At 61.5% G+C, this 19,991-nt stretch carries 18 protein-coding genes; 7 read left to right on the top strand and 11 right to left on the bottom strand.

All coding sequences use genetic code 11. From position 1 onward, the window contains the following. Nucleotides 1–13: 13 nt before the first annotated feature. The 6 genes from WBK19_RS10170 to WBK19_RS10145 form a co-directional block, all read right to left on the bottom strand. Entirely contained in the window at nucleotides 14–1,594 is a 1,581-nt protein-coding gene (locus WBK19_RS10170; protein ID WP_511289348.1) for a ShlB/FhaC/HecB family hemolysin secretion/activation protein, read from the bottom strand. 173 nt (nucleotides 1,595–1,767) lie between these two features. After that, nucleotides 1,768–3,204: a hypothetical protein gene (locus WBK19_RS10165; protein WP_511289346.1), complete on the bottom strand. Its 1,437-nt coding sequence runs from the start codon at nucleotides 3,202–3,204 to the stop codon at nucleotides 1,768–1,770. Between the two features lie 62 nt (nucleotides 3,205–3,266). After that, nucleotides 3,267–4,046 carry a PEP-CTERM sorting domain-containing protein gene (locus WBK19_RS10160; protein WP_511289344.1) on the bottom strand — a complete coding sequence of 260 codons (780 nt, stop codon included), beginning with the start codon at nucleotides 4,044–4,046 and terminating at the stop codon, nucleotides 3,267–3,269. A gap of 370 nt (nucleotides 4,047–4,416) precedes the next feature. Further along, nucleotides 4,417–5,247 (bottom strand): hypothetical protein, encoded by an 831-nt coding sequence (locus WBK19_RS10155; protein WP_511289342.1) that lies wholly within the window; start codon nucleotides 5,245–5,247, stop codon nucleotides 4,417–4,419. A gap of 49 nt (nucleotides 5,248–5,296) precedes the next feature. Beyond that, a complete protein-coding gene (epsA, locus tag WBK19_RS10150; RefSeq protein WP_511289340.1) occupies nucleotides 5,297–6,085 on the bottom strand; it encodes an XrtB/PEP-CTERM-associated transcriptional regulator EpsA in 789 nt (262 codons plus the stop codon). Further along, on the bottom strand, nucleotides 6,078–6,875 hold the full coding sequence (locus tag WBK19_RS10145) for an ankyrin repeat domain-containing protein (RefSeq protein WP_511289338.1): 798 nt from the start codon (nucleotides 6,873–6,875) through the stop codon (nucleotides 6,078–6,080). Before WBK19_RS10145 ends, epsA begins: the two co-directional genes overlap by 8 nt. Nucleotides 6,876–7,151: 276 nt before the next feature. On the opposite strand from WBK19_RS10145, the gene WBK19_RS10140 reads away from it, so the two are divergent. Then, nucleotides 7,152–7,430, top strand: coding sequence for a helix-turn-helix domain-containing protein (locus WBK19_RS10140; RefSeq protein WP_511289336.1), 279 nt, complete (start codon nucleotides 7,152–7,154; stop codon nucleotides 7,428–7,430). Beyond that, complete coding sequence (locus WBK19_RS10135) at nucleotides 7,427–8,710, top strand: HipA domain-containing protein (RefSeq protein WP_511289334.1); 1,284 nt, start codon at nucleotides 7,427–7,429, stop codon at nucleotides 8,708–8,710. Before WBK19_RS10140 ends, WBK19_RS10135 begins: the two co-directional genes overlap by 4 nt. A gap of 128 nt (nucleotides 8,711–8,838) precedes the next feature. Here the strand turns inward: WBK19_RS10135 and WBK19_RS10130 are convergent, their stop codons facing one another. The 5 genes from WBK19_RS10130 to WBK19_RS10110 form a co-directional block, all read right to left on the bottom strand. Then, a complete protein-coding gene (locus WBK19_RS10130; RefSeq protein ID WP_511289332.1) occupies nucleotides 8,839–11,193 on the bottom strand; it encodes a tetratricopeptide repeat protein in 2,355 nt (784 codons plus the stop codon). 96 nt (nucleotides 11,194–11,289) lie between these two features. Further along, complete coding sequence (locus WBK19_RS10125; RefSeq protein ID WP_511289330.1) at nucleotides 11,290–11,820, bottom strand: type II secretion system protein; 531 nt, start codon at nucleotides 11,818–11,820, stop codon at nucleotides 11,290–11,292. A gap of 23 nt (nucleotides 11,821–11,843) precedes the next feature. Beyond that, nucleotides 11,844–12,224, bottom strand: a complete 381-nt coding sequence (locus tag WBK19_RS10120; RefSeq protein ID WP_511289328.1) for a type II secretion system protein — start codon at nucleotides 12,222–12,224, stop codon at nucleotides 11,844–11,846. A gap of 3 nt (nucleotides 12,225–12,227) precedes the next feature. After that, nucleotides 12,228–12,707 carry a type II secretion system protein gene (locus tag WBK19_RS10115; RefSeq protein WP_226495639.1) on the bottom strand — a complete coding sequence of 160 codons (480 nt, stop codon included), beginning with the start codon at nucleotides 12,705–12,707 and terminating at the stop codon, nucleotides 12,228–12,230. 2 nt (nucleotides 12,708–12,709) lie between these two features. Next, nucleotides 12,710–14,974: a secretin GspD/PilQ domain-containing protein gene (locus tag WBK19_RS10110; RefSeq protein WP_511289326.1), complete on the bottom strand. Its 2,265-nt coding sequence runs from the start codon at nucleotides 14,972–14,974 to the stop codon at nucleotides 12,710–12,712. 181 nt (nucleotides 14,975–15,155) lie between these two features. Here WBK19_RS10110 and WBK19_RS10105 point away from each other — a divergent pair, with 181 nt between their 5' ends. From WBK19_RS10105 to WBK19_RS10085, 5 genes are all read left to right on the top strand, one after another. Next, nucleotides 15,156–15,473 carry a hypothetical protein gene (locus WBK19_RS10105; RefSeq protein ID WP_511289324.1) on the top strand — a complete coding sequence of 106 codons (318 nt, stop codon included), beginning with the start codon at nucleotides 15,156–15,158 and terminating at the stop codon, nucleotides 15,471–15,473. A gap of 218 nt (nucleotides 15,474–15,691) precedes the next feature. Continuing rightward, entirely contained in the window at nucleotides 15,692–16,444 is a 753-nt protein-coding gene (locus WBK19_RS10100; protein WP_511289322.1) for a hypothetical protein, read from the top strand. Between the two features lie 97 nt (nucleotides 16,445–16,541). Further along, nucleotides 16,542–18,461, top strand: coding sequence for a bifunctional metallophosphatase/5'-nucleotidase (locus WBK19_RS10095; RefSeq protein ID WP_511289320.1), 1,920 nt, complete (start codon nucleotides 16,542–16,544; stop codon nucleotides 18,459–18,461). Nucleotides 18,462–18,490: 29 nt separating this feature from the next. Beyond that, nucleotides 18,491–19,237: a PEP-CTERM sorting domain-containing protein gene (locus tag WBK19_RS10090; RefSeq protein WP_511289318.1), complete on the top strand. Its 747-nt coding sequence runs from the start codon at nucleotides 18,491–18,493 to the stop codon at nucleotides 19,235–19,237. Nucleotides 19,238–19,401: 164 nt separating this feature from the next. Further along, complete coding sequence (locus tag WBK19_RS10085) at nucleotides 19,402–19,923, top strand: PEP-CTERM sorting domain-containing protein (protein ID WP_511289316.1); 522 nt, start codon at nucleotides 19,402–19,404, stop codon at nucleotides 19,921–19,923. The last annotated feature ends 68 nt before the right edge of the window (nucleotides 19,924–19,991 follow it).

Below are 19,991 nucleotides of genomic sequence, written 5' to 3'. Positions count from 1 at the left end.
TTCTGTGCCCGGTCTAAAACTCGTAACCCAGGCGCGCATGCACGCGCTGCGTTCCGGACGTGGTTCGCGGACCATCCTTGAGTGCCTGGCCAATATCGACAACGACGAGCGGCCCGCCCTTGCTACCCTTCAAACGCAGGCCGATGCCGGCGCTGGCCAGCGTGAATTCATCGGTTTGCCCGGGCAACGGGCTGTTCAGCCAGACCTGCGCGCCCTCGACAAAACCAAGCAGACGCAAGCCTGCCCCACCAATTTCAAACAAGGTCGGCGTCTTGACCTCGGTGCGCAAACGCCAGCCGACATCACCGGCGGCTTCACCCTCGTAATATCCGCGCACGGTATCCATGCCACCGGCCAGAATCTGCTCCGGCGATACCAGCGGCTGCCCGGCAATCTGGAAATCGAGCTTGGCCAGCCCTTCCCAGCCGAGCAGGCGCTTCGAATAACTCAGGTCGCCGCGCACCACCGAAAATCCGGGGCGGGCATAGGCCCGGCGGCAGGCAAACTGCTCCATCTGCACGCCCTGGCAATCCACATCGCGCGAGCCGTAACCTGTGTTGACCACCAGCCCGAGATTGCCGGCGAACTCGCCGGTTTCGCCAAAACGGCTGAAGGTGTATTGCGCCACCAACGGCATGTAGCGCAACGGCGTTTCCTTGCGGTCAGCGCCCAGCGCATTCTGGGTTTCGGCCAGATCCTTGAAATCAAGACCCAGCGACAGCGAATGGAAGAAATTGGCAATGCCGGCCGGCTGCGGCAACGTAAACGACATCCGTGCACCGAGCGTCGTGCCCTTGCCCACCACATTGCTGCCCACCGCCGAGGCGATATTGCTGTTCGAATGCTGGATAAAGGCCGACAGCGAGCGCGTCGCACTCAAGGGGGCGCTATAAAAACCAGCCAGCACACTGACCTCGTCCGGCTTTTCCGGCGAAACCACATAATTCAGCCCGGCGCTATGCTGCTTCTGGAACAGGTTGGTGTAGCGCACCCCGGCCTCCAGACGCGTCAGCGAGGTATCCGGACTCTGCCGGTTGTTCAGCTCGACGTTACCGTGCAAGGGCAATTCGTCCTCGACGGCCAGTTCGACCTCCATCGTGCCAGGGCGCGCACCGGGGCGCAGCAGCGGCGTCACCCGGCGGTCGGCCAAACGGCCGGCCTGCGCCAGCTCGGCCTGCATGGTCGGGAAATGCGGCACCTTGCCCGGCGCCACTTCCGGCACCTCGGCGCGCAGATCGCTGCGCGAGGTGTATTGATTGCCGCTGACCTTCAGGCGCTCGACCTGACCCTCGATGACCTGCAGGCGGATAACGCCGCTCGCCACCGACTGCTCGGGAACGACGACGGAAACCGACAAGTAGCCCTGCTGCTGATAAGCCGCCTCAAGCGCGGCACGGGCTTTTTCGACATCGGCGACCAGCTTGCCAGGGCCGAGAGAAGGATAGACGGCGCGCTCGATCTCGACTTCGTCGAGCACCGTATTACCCTCAACCGAAAACTCAAGCAGATCGAAAGCGCCTGGAGCCGGTGCCGCCAGGACGAGGGAGGCCGCGCCCAAAAGGCCGGCGGAAAGGAGAATTTTGTAGACATGCATAGCCCGAGGATTATCGACAGGCGACGTTACCTCCCTGTGAAACAGGGGGCATAAAACATGAGCCGATCGGACTAGGCGACGGCAGCAGCACAAGAAAAAACGGCCCACGGAAAACCGTGGGCCGTTGGCAGAAGCATTCCCGCCCCGAAGGGCGGAAAATGTCTGTCAGGCGCTTAGTAGTTGCGGTTCAGCGGGGCGCACTGGTTGTTGCCCAGATACTGGGCACGCAGCACCTGGGCACCGGAGTACGCACCACCCGGGATGGCGGCGGCAACGTTCTTCAGGTCGGTGATGGAAGCCAGGATGGCCGGGTTCTGGGCTTGCAGCAGGAATGCATTAGCCAGATCAGCCTTGGCGCCAGTGGTGCGGGTCGGGACCTGGAAGGAGATCCAGCCCTGCAGGTCCCAGGTGCCGTCGATCAGGCTGGCCAGGGTCGGGAACTTGCCGGTGCCGGAGGTAACCGGTGCATTGGCGGTGTTGTCCCAGGTGATGGTGCCGGCGCCGTCGAGCGAACGGAACTGCCAGTTGCCGGTGGTCTTGGACTTCGCCAGGCTGTCCATGGACAGCACGCCGATGGCCTTGTGGCCGCCAGCACCGAAGTCGACAGCGACGGCATGGCCATCGCGATCCTTGCCGGCGAAGGTACCGCCGGTCACAGCCTTGTCCAGACAGTTGACGACGTCGCCGGAAGTCGAGTTCTCGATGACCACCAGGCCACCCGTGCCACCGGTAACGGTGAATTTGCGGGTAGCGTCATCCCAGGCGCCGGAAGCGTAGCGATCGGCCGGAACGTTGCTATCGGCGCTGCAGGGATAGTTTCCGAAATACATGTTATCGACAGCCTGGGTGCCGGAACCCGGGACACGACGGCAAACGACGATGTCGTCAGCCGGCAGTGAGGCGTCGACCTGGTTCCAGGTGCCGACGTTGTAGGTCATGATGGCGGAGACGGCAGCCTTGTTCAGGTTGATCATCGGCACGTTCTTGGTGACCGGCACGCCAAAGGCCAGGGCGTAGATCGGGTTGGCGACCAGCTCGGCCAATTCGGTTGCACTCAGGGAGTCAGCAGCGGTTTCGCCTTCGGTGTTGTACGGAGACTGGAACAGGCTCGGAGCGACGTCGGAAACGCCGGCGTCCGGCACCATGTAGCCGGCCAGCGGGGTGGCCGAGCAGACATACGGCGAAGCGGAGGTACCGGCACCGGCCGAGCCGCAGGTAGCGGAGGTCACATCGAGCGACTCGATGGCGGTGGCGCGGGCAACCGGATCGACGCCAAAGACCGAACCGCCCTTGACGCGGTCGATGATGATGACGTTCTGGTTGGACCAGGCGCCAGCACCGGCGGCCAGCTTGCCGGCGACGGCTTCGAAGTCCTTGGAGGAAGCGGTGGTGTTGGCGAAGCGGATGGTGGTGCCGGTGAACATCGAGTTGATGATGCCGCCAAAGCCCTTCTGGGTGGCGGAAGCGCCGGAGATGAAGAGGACGCGGCCGTTGCTGACAGCGTCATTGACGATGAGCTGCTCGGCAGCGCTCAGGGCGGCTTGGGCCTGGCCAGCAGCCATGGCGGTGAAGGCGACGGCGCACAGGGAAACGATTTTCTTGACTTGCATGGGATTCTCCAAAAGACAAAAGAACCGACGCCAGGACGGCGTCGGCAGGCATCAGGGTGTGTTTAGGCGCGCTTGTTGCGGCTAGCCATGAAGCCGATCATGCCAAGGCCGGCGAGCAGCATGGCGTACTCGGAAGGTTCCGGCACGGCAGCCACGGCACCGATGTGCAGGGTATTGGCGCTGTCGAGCCAGACGTTGACAGCGGTGCTACCGTCCAGGTATTCGTTGTAAACCGACTTGGCGGAACCGCCAACCAATGCATCGATACGCATGAAGCCGAGGCCGCTGGAGAAGCTGTCATTGGCCAGAGTGCCGGCGCTGCTGAAATTCAGTTTATTGTTGATTTTTTCGCCAAAAGTGGAAACGCCAGCATACCCAGGGGTACCAACGGCAGCAGTCATCGAAGCACCAGCCGTATTGGCCATGATCGGATTGACGGTGTTAAGGAACGAAGTAACGTTCGAACCAGCCGTACGAATCACATCATTTTGCACGGTAGCAGCCATCTCAGGAGAGGTGTAGGTGGTCAGCAGGCGGTTGGCAGACTGGGTGTCGTTGGCGACAACGTTCCACTTCAGCGTCGAAACATCGGCAGTGGCCAACCAGTTGTTCAGCAGGTTGTCAGAGGCCCACATCATGTCAACGTTACCAGTTGCAGCCAAACCGGTTTCAAAGGTGTTGATCTGGACATTCAGGCCACGGGTGTAGGAGCCGTTGGCATCCCAAATGTTGAAGAACAGTTCGCCATTGCCGGCAGCGCCAGTAATGATATCGGCCTGAGCGCCGGTAGCAGCGGCAGCCATGACGACGGCAGCAGCGAGAGTCTTGAGAGAAAACTTCATTGAAAACCCCTTTTGAAAAAATTGACTGTGCTCCAGAGCGAAGCGGATGAAGGCAAAGAACGACCAGCTTGGTCACTGCCAGCCGGGAGCCCACGCTCACGGACCGTGGGAAGCAGTTTTTCACCCGGGGCAGAACCTTGCTGATACAGCCACTTTAGGAGGGCAAGATGACTCCAGATACGGCGCCGGCAGGGCTTTTTGACCCGCCAATCGGACTAGGGAACTAGTCCGATTGGCTCAGCCCGGGTAGGGCTCGTTGTCATAATCTGAAACATTGGCGGCATTCGGGGCTGGCTGGGGGTTTCCGTCCATTCGGCAGGACGCCGCAGAGCACAGCCCCCGCCACAGCCCTCGCCGTCGGGCAGCGCGCCTATTTTCCCTGAGCGAACTTGCGCTGCAGGGTGCTCCACACGGCCTTTTGCGTGTTGCGAAAGGCCGTCATGTAAATCTCGTTGCCGGTGTGCAGAAAGGCGAGCTTGCTGGCATCCATGGCCACCAGGTTGTCGAAGTAAGGCAGCCAGCTTTCTTCGCTGAGCGGCATCTCGAACGGGGGGTAGTTAACGACCTTGAGGCCGGGCGTGGTGGCGAGCAGAGTCGATACCACTCTTTCCATCAGGAATATCTTCATCTGCACCGGCGTGCGGTAGCGGGTGACGGCGCAAAGCCTTTCGTGCAGCGGAGAGGCAGGGTTTTCGGCATGGGCGTGGCAGCGCTCGAAGATGGCATACCAGCGCCGCCAGAAGCTGCCGCGGGCGACGAAGTAGTTGGCGTAGACGCTGGTCCGCACGTCCATGACAACGCGACGCAGATCGACGCCGAGCTTGATGTCGTCAAAGAAGGCCTGGGCGACCTCGACCAGTCCGGGATGGGCGCTTTGCCCCTGTTCGAAGACGTTGGCGTAGAAGCAGGCTTCGTCGGGTGTCGGCGAGAAAGTGTAGACGTCCGCCCCCGGCTGCGCCGCGATGAAGGCGCGAACCTTGGCGCCGGTTAGCCAGGTCTTGTCGCGGAACTTGGGGGAGAAGAAGCCGTAATAGCTGTCGTCGTCGAGCGGCTGGCGCTGCAGGTTGTTGTGGATCGGCCAGTACTCGAACCAGTCCGGGCGCTCGTTGCGCGAATTGTCGAGCGGCTGGAAATCGGGATCGATGGCTGCCCGGGTCGCGTCGTCGTAATAGATCTGGAAAAGGTGGAGGTCTGGCGTCATGGTGAATTTCAATTTTGGCCAAAATTTCCGGTTGACCGTGGGATTGCCGTTAAGTCCCCGGCTGATCGCTGATCAGCCGGGCCTTGACGGCCTTGGCGACGGCCTGGGCGCGATTCGAGACTTCGAGCTTGCGCAGGATGTTCTGGATATGATTCTTGACGGTCAGCGGACTGAGTTCGAGCGTGCCGGCGATCTGCTGGTTGGTCATGCCGTCGCGCACCAGCGAGATGACCTGGGCCTCGCGGCCGCTGAGCCGGGTGTTGAAGCGGACCGGCAGTTCGGGCGCGTTTTTTTCCTGCGTCAGCATGCGGTGCAGCGTGGTGTGCAGGTAGGGCATGAGCATTTGCGCGAAGTACACATGGCGCCGGCCGGGCGCTTCCGGCATGTTGAGAAAGACGAAGAAACCGGAGGTGTCACCGGTGAACTCGCGGGTGCCGTGGGCCATGGCGTGGCCGATGGAGAAGCGCTTGAGCAGCTGACCAACCGGGCAAATGCCGCTTCCGTTACGGTCACCGCCAAAGGCTTTCGGGACGTAGCCGCCATGCTGCCAGCTATCGAGCGCCAGCCCGACCAGTTTGTCGAAATCGCTGCCCGGCATCCGGTCGCCGGCCAGTTGGGTACGCCCGAGCACTTCGTAGCGAAAGGCCGGCGTTCCGTATTCGCCATGACCGATGATCAGCGCCTCATGCGGCAGAAAGCTTTGCAGCACGCCCTGCGACCAAAGGAAATACTGGTGGCGCAGATGCACTTGTTGCGAGGATTCGATGGTAATCAGCAAACGCTCAAGATCGACTGCCGTGAGGGTAACCAGCGCGTCCATGAGCGGGTGATCAGTCAAGGTTGATGGGCCAGGCTTCGCGGCTGGCGCCGCGCTCGACGAGCAGGCTTTCGGCCAGCGCCTGGTCGTAACGCCGCGCCCAGTACAGCGCGGTGAGGCCCTTGCGGTCGGGCTGATCGGGCGCTATCTGGCTGTCGAGCAAAGTCAGCAGGCAGTTGAGCCGGCCGAGCGCCGCAGCCAGCGCCAGCGGATGCAGGCCCTCGCGGTCGTAACGCTCGGGGTCGGGGCTGGCGGTGAGCAGCAGGCGGACAATTTCCGGGTGATCAAAGCGGACGGCCTCATGCAGGGCCGTGGCGCGATTGTCGCTGCGCGCGTCGATGTCGGCACCGGCCAGCAGCAGGATACGCACGAGGCCGGGATTACCGGCAGCCGAGGCCATGGCCAGCGGAGTCCGCCCTTCCGGACCCTTGACGTTGGGGCTGGCCCCGCGCTGGATGAGCAGGCGGGCGATTTCGGCATGTTCGCCAACGATGGCTACGAGCAGCGGCCGCTCGCCGAGTTCATCGGCGCCGTTGGCCAGCGCGCCGTCATTGAGCAAGGTCTTGACGGCATCGAACTGGCTGGCCTTGACGGCGGCAAGCAGGTCGCGCGTCGATGATGCCACCACCGGCCGGCTGTCTTCCCACGCAGCCTTTCCGACCGCCGAAAAGTCTTCGGGCAAAGCCCGCTGGCGGACCTTGGCCGACACCGGTGCCAGCCGTTCGGGCACCGCCGGCCCCTCCTCGAATGCCTGTGCCGAGGCAACAGCCGTGAAAAGTACGATGGGAACGACGGATTTGGCGAGGCGCATGACAGTTCACTGGTAAATTTTTGCTAAGCGCCTGAATCTAGCCTCTCTTGGTTACCCTGTTGTTGCAGAACGGTGACAACTGCCAAGACATTGAGTCGACAAATGTCGTCGAGGGTCCGACTCTTGTTTTGATGACCTTCTATTATCGTTAAAATTTAAACGATAGAAAAAACAACTGGTCACAACCACACTTAAAGTAAGAAAACTTTCGATAACTTTAAATCAACCCATATGCGCAGTACAATCGTCAGAAATTGATCGATACGGAGTACACCAATGCTAGCCCTCAAGTCACCCGGCGCACTTGGCGCCGTTTTGCGCGAGACACGAACAGCCCTTCGGATTCCAGCTGAAGACCTGGCGGCGATGGTCGGCACGTCACCGGTTACGTTGCGCCGTCTCGAGCAAGGCAATCCGACTGCCGCCATCAAAATGCTCTTTACCCTGCTGGATGAACTGGGATTGGATTTGCAGGTTTCCCTTCCCCCCGGTGTCGGCCAGATCACGTTGCCTGATGAGCAATCCAGACCACGGCGCACGCGAGTCCGTCCATGAGTCGGGAACTTGACGTTTATATCGAAGCCGAGCGCATCGGTCGTCTCTGCGAAAACACCGGCATTTGGTCGTTTCAATATGACACCACCTGGCAGGCAAGCGGATATCCCATTGCCCCTCGTTTGCCGCTGCAAGCTGCAGAAATTGTGGATACTGGGACCGAGCGTCCGGTTCAGTGGTTTTTTGACAATCTTCTCCCGGAAGAGATGGCGCGCACGCGGCTGGTTGCCTCACTCGAAAAGGGCGAATGGGATGCCTGGCGTCTGCTCGAACGGTTTGGCAGCGAGTCCGCCGGGGCCTTGACGCTACTCAAACCCGGTGACTCCCTGGCAGAACCTGGTCTCAATCGGCTGACCGATGAGCAATTGCAGGCTCGAATCCTTGCCATGCCCCATGTTCCGCTAGGATCGGATGCACCCAAGAAAATGTCGCTGGCCGGCGCCCAGGAAAAGTTGCCAGTCGTCGTCAACGAAGGCGGTGAGATTTTCGACCCGGTCGGCTCGCAGATCTCAACACACATCCTGAAACCCGATGCGCTGAGCGAGTATTACCCAGCCAGCGCAGTGAATGAGTGGTTCTGCGCCCGAGTTGCGCAAGAACTGAAGCTCAATGTCCCGCCTGTCGAATTACGCTACCTGCCTTCATGCATCTATCTTGTCGAGCGGTTCGATCGAGCCTGGGTCAACGGCACCCTGGTCCGCCGTCATGCTCTGGACGCTGCTCAGCTCCTCTCGCTGTCGGCTGGCTCAAAATACACAATGTCGGGCGCCAAGGCACTCAATGATGTTGTAAATATCTGCCGTGCCAAGGCACCCACCCGGATCGCCCTATTCCGATGGGCGCTGTTCAATGTCCTCATCGGCAACCACGATGCGCATCTCAAGAATATATCCCTGCATGCCGGGCACGAAGGCTATTCCCTGGCGCCCCACTATGATCTTCTGAGCACGGCATCCTGGGCACGACCGGAACTAGTCAATCAAGGGCCAACCTGGCCAGACATCGAGCTATCTTTCCCCATCGGTGATGCGACAAGCTTCCGGAATATCCGGCGAGAGCATCTATTTCAATTTGCCGAAGCACTAAAACTTCCCGAGAAAACCGCCAATCGTGAAATCTCCCGACTGGTAGACGGCATCATCGCCGCCGCAGACAAAGTCATGGCCGAGTTTGAACATCGCGATGACGTACCCGCCAACATGCGTGCCGGACAATTGCGCATGCTGAGGTCCATCCGTCACTTGCCGGTAGCCAACTTGCACGCCCAGCTGTCAGGCTGAAGACCGATTCACCGGCGGCACAGCCGGCCTGGTCGACCAGGCCACGAAGGCCGCTCAGGAGCCGGATTGCTTCACGATCAGGCGCGCCTTGACGGCATTGACTCCATCCCCGGAAATCCGGCCAGGCATCAGGCTGGCGATGGCTCGGCAGCGATAACCAGATGATCCGGTGGCAGCCCGGCCTCGGCGCGTTGCTGCATGGCCAGGTAGGCCTGTTCGAGGTGGCGCGTAAAGCGCCGGGTGTCGAACAGCGGATGGGTCGTCCGGTTGCTGGCCAAGCGCGACCGGAGCTCGCTCAGGACAGACGGATTTACTGCGAGTTCGAGCGCCCGCGCCTCGTAGGCAGCCAAGCTGCCGGTGATCAACTCGGGCAGGCCGAGGGCGCGCAGCAGGCTGCCGGCCATGCGCGCGGAGAAGGCGCGGCCGGCGCAGGTGAGGACCGGGACGCCGGCCCACAGGGCGTCGCTGGCCGTGGTGCCGGCGTTGAAGGGCAAGGTGTCGAGAAAGAGGTCAGCCAGTTGCAGGCGGGCGAGGTGCTCGGCATAGCGGATGCGCGGCGAGAAGACCAGGCGTTCGGGCGCGACGCCCCGCCGTTCGGCCTCGGCGCGCAGATTACGCTGCACGCTGGCGTCGGCGCTGGCCAGCCAGAGCACGCTGTCCGGCACGGCGGCGAGCAGGCGCATCCAGATATCGAAGAATTCCGGCGTCAGTTTGTAGGTGTTGTTGAAGGCACAAAAAACGAAGGCTTTTTCCGGTAGACCGTGGAAAGCGCGCGTTTGCGGCTGAGCATCGATGACGCGCCGGTCGTCGTTGCCCTGGAAGCACTCGGGCAAATAAACGACCTGCTCGGCGTAGTGAGGGCGCGCCACCTCAGGGATGACGAAGTCGTCGGCGATGATGTAGTCGATGTAGGCCGCGCCCATGCTGCCGGGGAAGCCGAGGTAATTGACCTGCACTGGTGCCGGCCGGGCCGCGAAGATGGCGGTGCGGGCATCCTGGGTGTGGCCGGTGAGGTCGATGGCGATATCGATTTCCAGGTCGCGCAGCAGGCGGGCGACTTCGTTGTCGTTCAGGGCCGAGGCGTCGATAAAATGCTCGAAGGCGGCAGCTACCCGAGTGGCCATGGCGCTGCCGTCGCCTGGCTTCAGCGAAATGCCCCAGACTTCGAAGCGGCCCCGGTCGTGCGCCTCGAAGACGCCGGCCAGCAGGTAGCTCAAGGCATGCTCGCAAAAGTCGGCCGAGACGTAGGCGAGACGAATCCGCTGGTGAGCGTAGGGCTGGCCGCTGCACAGCGGGGTGGCAGCTGGCGGATACTTGGCAGCGGTGTAGGCTTGGGCGCAGCGCAGTTGCAGCGCCGGATCGTCGCTCACGGCAAGGAAAGGGAAAGGCATGTCGCGGACGACGCCGTCGGCGCTGGCCACCAAGGCGTTGCGCTGTTCGGCGTGGCGCCGCCAGTTGGTGACGAATTGCCGGCAATGGAAAAGCCGGCCGAGGGCGTAGCGATGGTCCGGCACCAAGGTCAGCAGGTGCTCGTAGGTGGCCGCGGCATCGTCGTAGCGCCCGAGGTCCTGTTCGGCGCCACCGCGGTTGTAGAGTGCCTCGGGGAAAGCCGGCCGGCGAGCCTGCGCCTGGTCGAAGGCGGCTATGCCCTCTTCCACCCGGCCCTGATCGAGCAGCACATTGCCAATGTTGTAGTGGACTTCAGGAATATCGGGGCGAAGATGCGCCGCATTGCCGTAGGCCAGCAGCGCTTCGTCTGGGCGCCCCAGCGCGAGCAGCGCGTTGCCGCGCCAGTAATGCGCCTCGGCATCGTTGGCCGTGTGCTCAAGGATACGCTCGAAGCAGTTCAGGGCATCGGCATGTTTGTTCAACACCATGAGGGCGACGCCGTACTGACCCCAGGCGCCGAGATGCCCCGGTGCTAGCCGCAGGCAGCGCGCCAGCGGAGTCACAGCCTGGTCGGCCTGGCCTTGGGCGATCTGGGTAATGCCGAGGTTGAAGAGCGCTTCGATGAAATCCGGCCGCGAGGTCAGGGCGCGCCGGTAGCTGGCGGCTGATTCGGCGAGCCGCCCCAGTTGGCGCAGGACATTGCCCCGATTGTTCAGCGCTTCGACGAATTTCGGCATCAGGGCCAGCGCCCGGTCGTAGCTGGCCAATGCCTGTTCAGGGTGGCCGAGTTCCTGCTGCGCCAGGCCCAGGTTGCAGTGCAAACCCGGGGCGTCGGGCGCCAGATCAATGGCACTTTGCAGTAGTTCAGCCGCGGCCGCGAAGCGCCCTTTCTGGTATTCGATGACGCCAAGAAACTGCAGCGCATCGAGATGTTGCGGCACGGCCGTCAACACCTGCCGGAAGTACACCTCGGCCGGGGCCAGTTGCCCCTGTTGCAGCAGGGAAATGCCCTGATCGAGAATGAATTGCAGATTGCCCGGCATTGCCGAGCGCCCGGCGCCGGGTGCGGATTGGCGGGTTATTCCCTTGCTCATGAATCGACCTTGGTCTGCGATGACCGCAGCATCAGAATGAAATGCCGGCTACTTTAGCGAAGCAATGTTGCATTCCGGAGACGGCACCACGGGTGGCTAGCGTTCCGGCGATGACAGAGCGCCCCCCGCTTGTGCCTCGGGATTGGCGTTCGCTTGCTGCCCCCCGCCGCTACTGATGAATCGCCATTCGGTATAACTCGCGGCGCCCTCGAAATCACCCTGATCGGCGGCAAATCCCGCCACCTTGATCGGCTTGTCCGAGGAGCGGCTGGCGACGCCCATGATGCGGCCTTCCTGCCTGATCAGCTCCCACTCGCCATCGGCCGTCATCGGATCGCGATAGAGGCGGCGCAGGTGGTGGGTCGGGTTGGGGTAGCGCTTGTCCTGCAGCAGGTCTTCGAGCTTGTTCGGGAACTGTTTTACGGCGCCGGGCGATTTGCCGTAATAGCTGCCGATGGCGCGACGGTATTCCTCGCCGATGAACAGCAGCTCCTTTTCCTTCTCGCGCCGGCTTTCCATTTGCCACAGTGCGCCGGTCCCGGCCAGCGCAATGCCGGCGATGGCGACGGCAAACATCACGCCGAGGAAGGTAAAGCCAGCCTGACGACCGATTTCATTTTTGGCCAAAAACTCCGGTTGACCGTGGCAGATCACCATGTCGAATAATCGCTGCCGTTCAGGCCCTGCCCTTCAGCCCCACTGCGGATATCCCAGACTTTGCGCTGGCCCGGCTCGTCCGGCGGCGGCACGATGACCCAGGTTTCGGTGCTTTCGGTGATCGGGTCGGGCGGCACCTTGCGCAGGTAGCGCTTGGTGACCAGCTCTTCAATCGTTTCCGGGTAGCGCCCGGTGTCACCGCGATATTTGTCGACAGCATCGCGCATGACTGCCAGCGACTCGCGCAGTGAGGCTTCCTTGGCCCGGTCGAGATGCTGGAAATAGCGTGGCACGGCGATGGTGAGCAGCGTGGCGATCACCGACATGACGACGAGCAGTTCGATCAGCGTGAAGCCTTTTTTACGGGAATTCATGCCTCACCACTCCCGGTACGGCGTGCCATTGAGGCCAACGCCCTTGGCCAGCGAATAGACGTCAAAAACATCGGCGCCTTCAACCGGCGCATCGGGCGGGCTGGCATAGCTGCGCTTGCCCCAGGTCAATTCCGCCGGCAGTGCCGGATCATCGGCAAACGGGTCGCGCGGCAGGCGGCGCAGAAAATACAATTTGGCCTTGTTCGGGTCCTGCACGTTTTCGACGCCTTTGGCCAGGTCTTCGAGACGACGTGGATAGCCGCTTTCGTCGACCTTTTTCTCCAGCTTGCCCTCGTCGACGGCCCGTCGATAGGCGTCCAGGCCACCGCGAATTTCCCGCAAGGCGGCCCGCAACTCGACTTCCTTCTGCCGCTTGGCCGTCATCTCGATCATCGGCATCGCCGTCATCGCCAGAATGCCGACGATGGCGACGGTGATGACCAGTTCGATCAGCGTGAAACCCCGGCCCGGCTTGCCGATCATGGCTAGTTCAGCTTGAGCGCATGCGAAACGGCAGCCCCGGAGTAAGGCTCGCCGCTTTCCAGCGTCGCCCCGGTCACGTCGATCCGGGTATCGCCCTTGGCCCCCGGCAGGACGCGCAGGCGCAGGCTGCCGTGCCCTTGATCAACGCGCAGCAGTATCCGTCCGGGCGATACCGCCGCCGGCTGAACCACCTCGAGCAGCGTCGAGTCGTAGGCCACATCGACCATCAAGGCACTGGTTTGCCCCGGCGCCATGACGCTGATATCGACCTCGGCGCCAGCGATAGCCTCTGCCGGCCCGCCAAGTTGGAGCCCCTCGAAAACGGGCGGCGGCACCGGCTGCCCAGGATCAACGACTTCCGCGCCAAAACGTGGCCCGCCACCACCGGCCGCTGCGACGCCGCCGCGCGGCGCCACGGCCAGCGACTTCGGACCCTGCGACTTGATGATCATCGGCGCCGAACCAACGGCCGCTTCGGTACCCGACGGCAAGGCCGGCTGACCGAAGTCCGGCCGATGAATGTTACGCAGCACGCGCGGCGTGATGAGCAGGATGATTTCCGTCTTGACCGAGGTGTCACGCTGGCTGCCAAAGAGACGACCAACCACCGGAATTTCGCCAATCCCCGGGATATGGCTGGTGGACTTGCGCTCCTCGTCGTTGATCAACCCGGCCAGCACCTGGGTTTCGCCATTTTTCAGACGCAGCGTGGTGCTCGCGCTACGCGTGCCGACCTGATAAGCCAGCGAACTGGAGGGGCCGGACACTTCCTTGACGATGCTGCTCACTTCCAGCCCGACCTTCATCGACACTTCGTCGTCGAGCGTGACATTCGATTCAACGTCGAGCTTGAGGCCAACATCGAGATAGGTGACCGACGCCGAAACGCCGACGTTGGCCGTCGAGGTGGTGGTGAATATCGGCAGCTTGTCGCCGATGTGAATCTTCGCCTTCTCGCGGTTCTTGACGCGAATGCGCGGGTTGGCCAACACGTTGGTATCGCTGTTCTGGCCCTTGAGATTGAGCGTCAAGCCCGGGTTGGCGACGAAGCTGGTCAGACCGGAAGCATTTTTGAGACTGATATAGCCGGGTGTCAGCGTCCCGCCCGGTACGACGTTCTGCAAAATTCCGGCGGCCGTGCTCGTCGTCGTCGTGATCGTCTGCTGCAGAGCGCCATAACCAACCGAATCCGGCCAATCCACCCCAATCTCGTTCAACCGGCTACGCGTAACTTCCAGAATCTCGACCTCCAGCATCACTTCCGGCTCGGCCAGATCGAGTGACTCGATCAACCGTTCGACCAGCCGCATGGCGTCCGGCGTGTCCTTGACGATGAGCAGGTTGAGCTTTTCGTCGGCAAAGACGTCCTTGCTCTTGGCCACCGTCTTGACCAGTATCTGCGCCTGCTTGACGTCGGCATTGGCCAGATAGAAGCTGCGCACCACCAGTTCCTGATACTCCTTGGCCTTGGCCGGCGTGTTCGGGTAGATCAGGAAGCTGTTGTCATTGAGCTGGCGCTTTTCCAGCTGGTTGGTTTTCAGGATTAAATTGAGGATGTCTTCGAGCGGGCTGTTGCGGACAAAGAAGGTCACCTTGGTGTCACCCTTGACGTCCTTGTCGAACACGAAATTGAGGCCGGACGAACGGGCAAGCACTTCGAAGACCGATTTCAGTGTCGCATCGCGGAATTCCAGCACGACCGGCTTGGCCAGCGCCGCCTTGACGGCCGGGTTGGCCGACGGATTCATTTCCTTCTCGCGCAACACATCGATCTGTTGCTGCAGCTTGCGCGCCACCGGATTGAGCGTGTCCTGGGCCCGTACGGTACGCACCACGCGCTCGGCACCGAGCAGGTCGCCCTTCTTCAACAACTGTTCGGCCTGGGCCAGATTGGCGGCATTTTTTCGGTCGACCGCGAGTTGTTCGAGGCCCTGGATGGCCCGCGTATTCCTTCCATCGATACCCAGTGCGCGACGGTAAGCGGCTTCGGCAGCATCTAGCTTGCCGGCCGAGCGCTGACGATCGGCATCATCGAGATAGGCATCGACCGACTCGCCCTTGTGGCGAATCATTGCCGCCTTGATCTCGGCATCGCGCGGACGATCACGCGCTGCCTTTTCCAGAGAAGCGACCCCCTCCTCCTTCTTGCCGGCCGCCATGAAATCGAGGCCGTCCCGATAGGCCGGATGGGAACACCCACCCAGCAAAACTGCCAGGAGCAGAAAAACCGAGCCTTGCTTCAGAGCACTATCGAATCGGGTGTGCATCAATTTGAACCGTTACAAAATCTTATTATCGTAGGAAGCCAGCATTACAGGCGTGTTAAAGACAGGTAAATATACCAGTTGAATTCCGCTCCGCGCTTCATACGGCTGAAACTTGAGGTCGCAATACTCCCTGGACACAGTGCCATCGCGCCAGCACCGGCCACGACGAAGGGAGATATCGATGCAACAGTCAGTTTCCGACACCCAGTATCCGCCCGAAGACATGCAGGCCCTGCGCCAGCTGATCGCTCAGCTTGCCCCTCAATGTGGTGTCGACCTGGGCAATCGCGCGTCAATTCGCTTTTTTCTGGACAGCGACCAGGCCGCCTGGCGCAACGAAAGCATCGATCCGCGAATCTGCCAGGAATTGCGCACCATGATGATTCTGCTCTTTCGCCTCGAAGCGAGCAGCAGCGAAGATCTCGGCGTTGAAGGCTTGCGTCGCCTATGGCGACAGCATGGTGAAATCATGGCCCGCTACGGTCAGCAGGCCCACTGAGGCACACAATTTCGGGCCAGCCAAAACAGCGCCACGTCGATTGGCATCCGTGCATATCGCCATCCGCCAATTTGTTGCAACGCTGACCGTTTACTAGTCCGTTCAGATCATATCTATCAGGCATGGCGTATCAACGCCTGTCATGCCGACTCCCTATTCTTGGCCCATCCGGATTCGTATCCGGAATACGTCAACCAACCAAAACTCTGGGGAATGCCATGATTCGCAAGACTGCTCTCGCTCTTCTGCTGGCTGCGGCCGGCATCAACGCTCACGCTGCACTGTCGGCTGGTGATATCGCCTTCACATCTTTCAACGCCGACGAAGATAGCTGGGCCATCGTTGCCCTCAAGGATATCTCCGCCAACACCTCCGTCTACTTCAGCGACAACGAGTGGAACGGTTCCGCCTGGAACGACACCAACGAGCACTCACTGGTGTGGAATTCCGGCACCCAAACCATCGCCGCCGGCACCGTCGTCAGCTTCCTCGAAATCGACGCCTCGCCTGACGTCATCTCGGCTTCTATTGGTACCTTGAGCGTGGCTGCCGGCACCGGCACCAACCTCGGTCTGTCGAAGAGCGATGAAACCTTCTACGCATTCCTCGGCACCAGCGCTGCTGCACCGACTACCTTTCTGACGGCGATCACCACCGAAGCCAACAGCGCCCTGGCCAACATTACCAACGCCGGCCTGACGATCGGCCTCAATGCCACCGCTCTGAGCAACGATGCCGACTTTGGTGAATACGCCGCCACCCGTGCTGGCCTGGCCACTTTTGGCGCCTACGCACCGCTGGTTTTCAATAACGCCAACTGGACGATGGCAGGCAGCGGCGAATTCACCGGGCAAGCGTTGAACACCACCGCATTCAGCGTCACCGCCGTCCCCGAGCCGAAGAATTACGCCATGTTCCTCGCCGGTCTTGGCCTGATGGGTGTGATCGCCCGTCGCCAAAGCAAGCGCTAAGCCCCACGACAACCGACCGGGGCTTGTCGCTTCGGTCGGGCCACATTTGAAACAGCCGGCTGAATCCATGATTGGCCGCTGCCCCAAGGAGATTTTCATGTTCAAACTTTCCACCCTGGCCCTCGTTCTGGCCAGTGCCTTCGCCGCACCGGCCTTCGCCGCCTGCCCCGACGCTTCGACCAGTGTTACCTTCGGCACCTACAACTCCGGCGTAACCAATCGCGCCGTGTCCGGTACCTGCACTATCGATGACCAGATTCTCGACGACGAACAACAGTGGGGCAGCCAGGCCACTTTTCTTTCGCATGTTTCGACGGTCACCTTCAATCTTCTGAAGACCGGCAAGATCAGCGCCATCGAGCGTAACAAGTTGATGGCCGCAGCCCAGGCCTCCGGCATCGGCAACTCGATCAAGGTCAAGCTGATGGGCTTCAACGATTTCCACGGCTACATCAAGGCTGGCGAAGGCTCGTCCAGCAACCCGGGCGTCGCCCGCTTCTCCACCAAGATCAAGGCCCTGCGCGCCCAGAACAGCCTGAACGCCGTCGTTTCGGCCGGCGACATGATCGGCGCCAGCCCGCTGACTTCCGCCCTGTTCAAGGACGAGCCGACCATCGAAGCGATGAACCGCATCGGCATCGATTTCAACTCGGTGGGCAACCACGAGTTCGACGAAGGCAAGACCGAACTGCTGCGCATGAAACAGGGCGGCAACCACCCGACCGACGCATTCTCGGGCCTTGGCCTGCCGCAAGACCTCAAGAACGGCGAATTCGCCGGCGCCACGTTCGACTTCCTGTCGGCCAACGTCGTTGAAACCGAATCCGGCAGCACCGTCTTCCCGGCCTACGGCGTCAAGAACTTCCTCGGCAACAAGGTCGCCTTCATCGGCATGACCCTCGAAGCCACGCCGACCATCGTCTCGCCGTCCGGCGTTGCCGGTCTTGAATTCCGCGACGAAGCCAACACCGTCAATGCACTGATCCCGACCCTGCAAGCCCAGGGCATCAAGAGCGTCGTCGTGCTGATCCACGAAGGCGGTTTCGATACCACGTCCACCATCAACGATTGCACCGGCATCTCCGGCCCGATCGTCGATATCGTCAATCGCCTGCATCCGGAAGTCGACCTGGTGATCTCCGGCCACACCCACGCTGCCTACAACTGCCTGATCAACAACAGCAACGGCCAGCCGGTTCGCGTCACGTCGGCCGGCCAGTACGGCCGCAACCTGACCGACATTGACATGGTCATCGACACCAAGACGAAGAACGTCCTGAGCATCGCTGCCACCAATCTGGTCACCGGCACCGGTGTGGCGACCGCCGAAGACCCGGCCCTGACCGACCTCGTCGCCCACTACGATGCTGCTGCCGCCGTCCCGGCCAGCCGCGTTATCGGCAAGATCACGGCAGGCATTACCAAGACGAACAACGCCGCCGGCGAATCCGCCCTTGGCGACGTCATTGCTGATGCACAACTGGCCGCCACGGCCAGCGCTGCGACCGGCGGTGCCGTCATCGCCATGATGAACCCGGGCGGCATCCGTGCCGATCTGCCGTATAACCTGGCTTCCGCCGGCTTTGCCTACGACGGCGCCGTGACCTACGGCAACGCCTTCACCGTCCAGCCCTTCGGCAACTCCCTGGTGACGCTGACCCTGACCGGCGCGCAGATCAAGACGGCACTGGAAACCCAGTTCGTCGGCTGCAACGGCCAGACTCAGGAACGCATCCTTCAGATCTCCAACGGCTTCAGCTACGCCTACACCGCCGCCAATGCCTGTAACGCCCGCGTCACCTCGCTGACCCTGAACGGCCTGCCGGTCGATTCCGCTGCCAGCTATCGCGTCACGGTCAACAGCTTCCTGGCTGATGGCGGCGACGGCTTCATCGTCCTCAAGAACGGCACCGACCGCCTTGGTGGCGAAGTCGATACCGATGCCTTCGAGAAGTACCTGCAGGCCAACCCGAGCGGCGTTGCCCCCGGCCCGCAGAACCGCATCGTCAAGAACTGACCAACTGACCCTATTTAGAGAACCTCATCATGAAAACCAATCTACTCAAACCTCTCGTCGCTGCCCTGCTGCTGGTAGGCTGCGTCTCCGCCCAGGCGGCCCATTTCGAAGTCCAGAGCTACACCGCTTCCAGCGTTTATAGCGGCATGGTCAATTTCGAAGCGTTCAAATATGAAGGCGACGACCTTTCCGGTGGCGGCGATGTCCTGACCATGGCTTCCGGGATCGACGCCAGCACGGATTACACCCATGCCGGTTCGGCCTTTGGCAGCTTCTTCAATGGCCAGACTCTCGATCTATCGACCTCGGTCAGCTTCGACTCGGCCAACGCCATCAACTACTTCGGCATGGCTGTCGCGGTGGAAAAAACCATCCAGTTGAAAGTGGTCGCCGACAGCAGCGATATCGGTTCGATCGTCAATGTCAGCTTTGCTGGCTTGTCCCAATCGGTAAACAGCCTTGCCGGCGCCACCGGCTCCTTCCAGACGAGTATTCGCGTCATGAACGGCAGCACCTTGCTGGGCAGCTTCAACACCAACCAGTATGCCGACCAGAACGTCTCCTTTGCCTTCACGGCTAATGCCGGCGACATCCTGACCCTGTCCGCATCCCAGGGTTCCCACATGAATGCCACCGGGCCGATCAATGCCAGCCTGACCGGCATGCTGAATGGTGAATTCACCGTCACCGCCGTTCCCGAGCCGGAACAGTACGCCATGTTGCTGGCCGGTCTTGGTCTGATCGCCGGCGTCGCCCGTCGCCGCAGCAGCCGCTGATCCATAACGGTGAAACCGCACGGGCTGCCCGGCCCGTGCGGTTTTTTGCCTCGGCGTGCGGCGCGGACCGGGCAACTGCCCAAGTCCCGCCACTTCCACGGTCAACCGGAAATTTTGGCCGATTTTCAAATGCCGCCCCGCCGCTCTGCTCTCAGGAGATTCTTGTGTCCAAGTTACTTCGCATCACCGCCCTCGCTACCCTGCTGTGCGCTGCCGTGCCGGCAGCCCAGGCCGCTACCTACAGCTTTTCCGGAATGATGGATTCCGGCTCGCTGATCGGCGAAAGCTTCACCGGCAACTTCAGCTTCGATGACCTTGGCCTGGCCGGTGTCAATCTCGAGATTCGCAGCCTGAACAGCCTGAGCCTGAGCTTCCTCGGCAATACCTACACGTTTGGCAATGCCGACGCGATGCCCGATGTGAGCTTTCTGAACGGGAGCTTTCTTGGCCTCTCGTATTCGGTCACAACCAGCACGCTGGGGTTCAGTGTCATTCCCGGCTTCAGCGATACCTCTGAGGCCTACGTTGCCTACGACATGTTGAGCGGTGGAAACGTCGTTGACGATCAGTCAGGTTACGGATCCATCGTTTACCTCCCGGTTCCCGAACCCGAGTCCTACGCCATGCTGCTCGCCGGTCTTGGCCTGATCGGTGTGGTCGCCCGCCGCCGTTCCCAAGCCGCCTGATCAGCACTGCATTCAGAGAATGGCTCCTGCGGGGGCCATTTTTTTGACTTTTCTCCCCGCCCAGGCGG

Source organism: Azonexus sp. (assembly GCF_049652925.1).
Taxonomy (GTDB): Bacteria; Pseudomonadota; Gammaproteobacteria; order Burkholderiales; family Rhodocyclaceae; genus Azonexus.
This window is presented reverse-complemented; position numbering and strand designations above follow the sequence as displayed.

Excerpts from the sequence above, each read along its gene's own strand:
- WBK19_RS10140 (WP_511289336.1), top strand. The coding sequence starts at position 7,152 with ATGCTAGCCCTCAAGTCACCCGGCGCACTTGGCGCCGTTTTGCGCGAG.
- WBK19_RS10130 (WP_511289332.1), bottom strand. The coding sequence starts at position 11,193 with ATGAGCAAGGGAATAACCCGCCAATCCGCACCCGGCGCCGGGCGCTCG.
- WBK19_RS10100 (WP_511289322.1), top strand. The coding sequence starts at position 15,692 with ATGATTCGCAAGACTGCTCTCGCTCTTCTGCTGGCTGCGGCCGGCATC.
- WBK19_RS10170 (WP_511289348.1), bottom strand. The coding sequence starts at position 1,594 with ATGCATGTCTACAAAATTCTCCTTTCCGCCGGCCTTTTGGGCGCGGCC.
- WBK19_RS10105 (WP_511289324.1), top strand. The coding sequence starts at position 15,156 with ATGCAACAGTCAGTTTCCGACACCCAGTATCCGCCCGAAGACATGCAG.
- WBK19_RS10090 (WP_511289318.1), top strand. The coding sequence starts at position 18,491 with ATGAAAACCAATCTACTCAAACCTCTCGTCGCTGCCCTGCTGCTGGTA.
- WBK19_RS10115 (WP_226495639.1), bottom strand. The coding sequence starts at position 12,707 with ATGATCGGCAAGCCGGGCCGGGGTTTCACGCTGATCGAACTGGTCATC.
- WBK19_RS10145 (WP_511289338.1), bottom strand. The coding sequence starts at position 6,875 with ATGCGCCTCGCCAAATCCGTCGTTCCCATCGTACTTTTCACGGCTGTT.
- WBK19_RS10095 (WP_511289320.1), top strand. The coding sequence starts at position 16,542 with ATGTTCAAACTTTCCACCCTGGCCCTCGTTCTGGCCAGTGCCTTCGCC.
- WBK19_RS10120 (WP_511289328.1), bottom strand. The coding sequence starts at position 12,224 with ATGAATTCCCGTAAAAAAGGCTTCACGCTGATCGAACTGCTCGTCGTC.
- WBK19_RS10155 (WP_511289342.1), bottom strand. The coding sequence starts at position 5,247 with ATGACGCCAGACCTCCACCTTTTCCAGATCTATTACGACGACGCGACC.
- WBK19_RS10165 (WP_511289346.1), bottom strand. The coding sequence starts at position 3,204 with ATGCAAGTCAAGAAAATCGTTTCCCTGTGCGCCGTCGCCTTCACCGCC.
- WBK19_RS10110 (WP_511289326.1), bottom strand. The coding sequence starts at position 14,974 with ATGCACACCCGATTCGATAGTGCTCTGAAGCAAGGCTCGGTTTTTCTG.
- WBK19_RS10135 (WP_511289334.1), top strand. The coding sequence starts at position 7,427 with ATGAGTCGGGAACTTGACGTTTATATCGAAGCCGAGCGCATCGGTCGT.
- WBK19_RS10160 (WP_511289344.1), bottom strand. The coding sequence starts at position 4,046 with ATGAAGTTTTCTCTCAAGACTCTCGCTGCTGCCGTCGTCATGGCTGCC.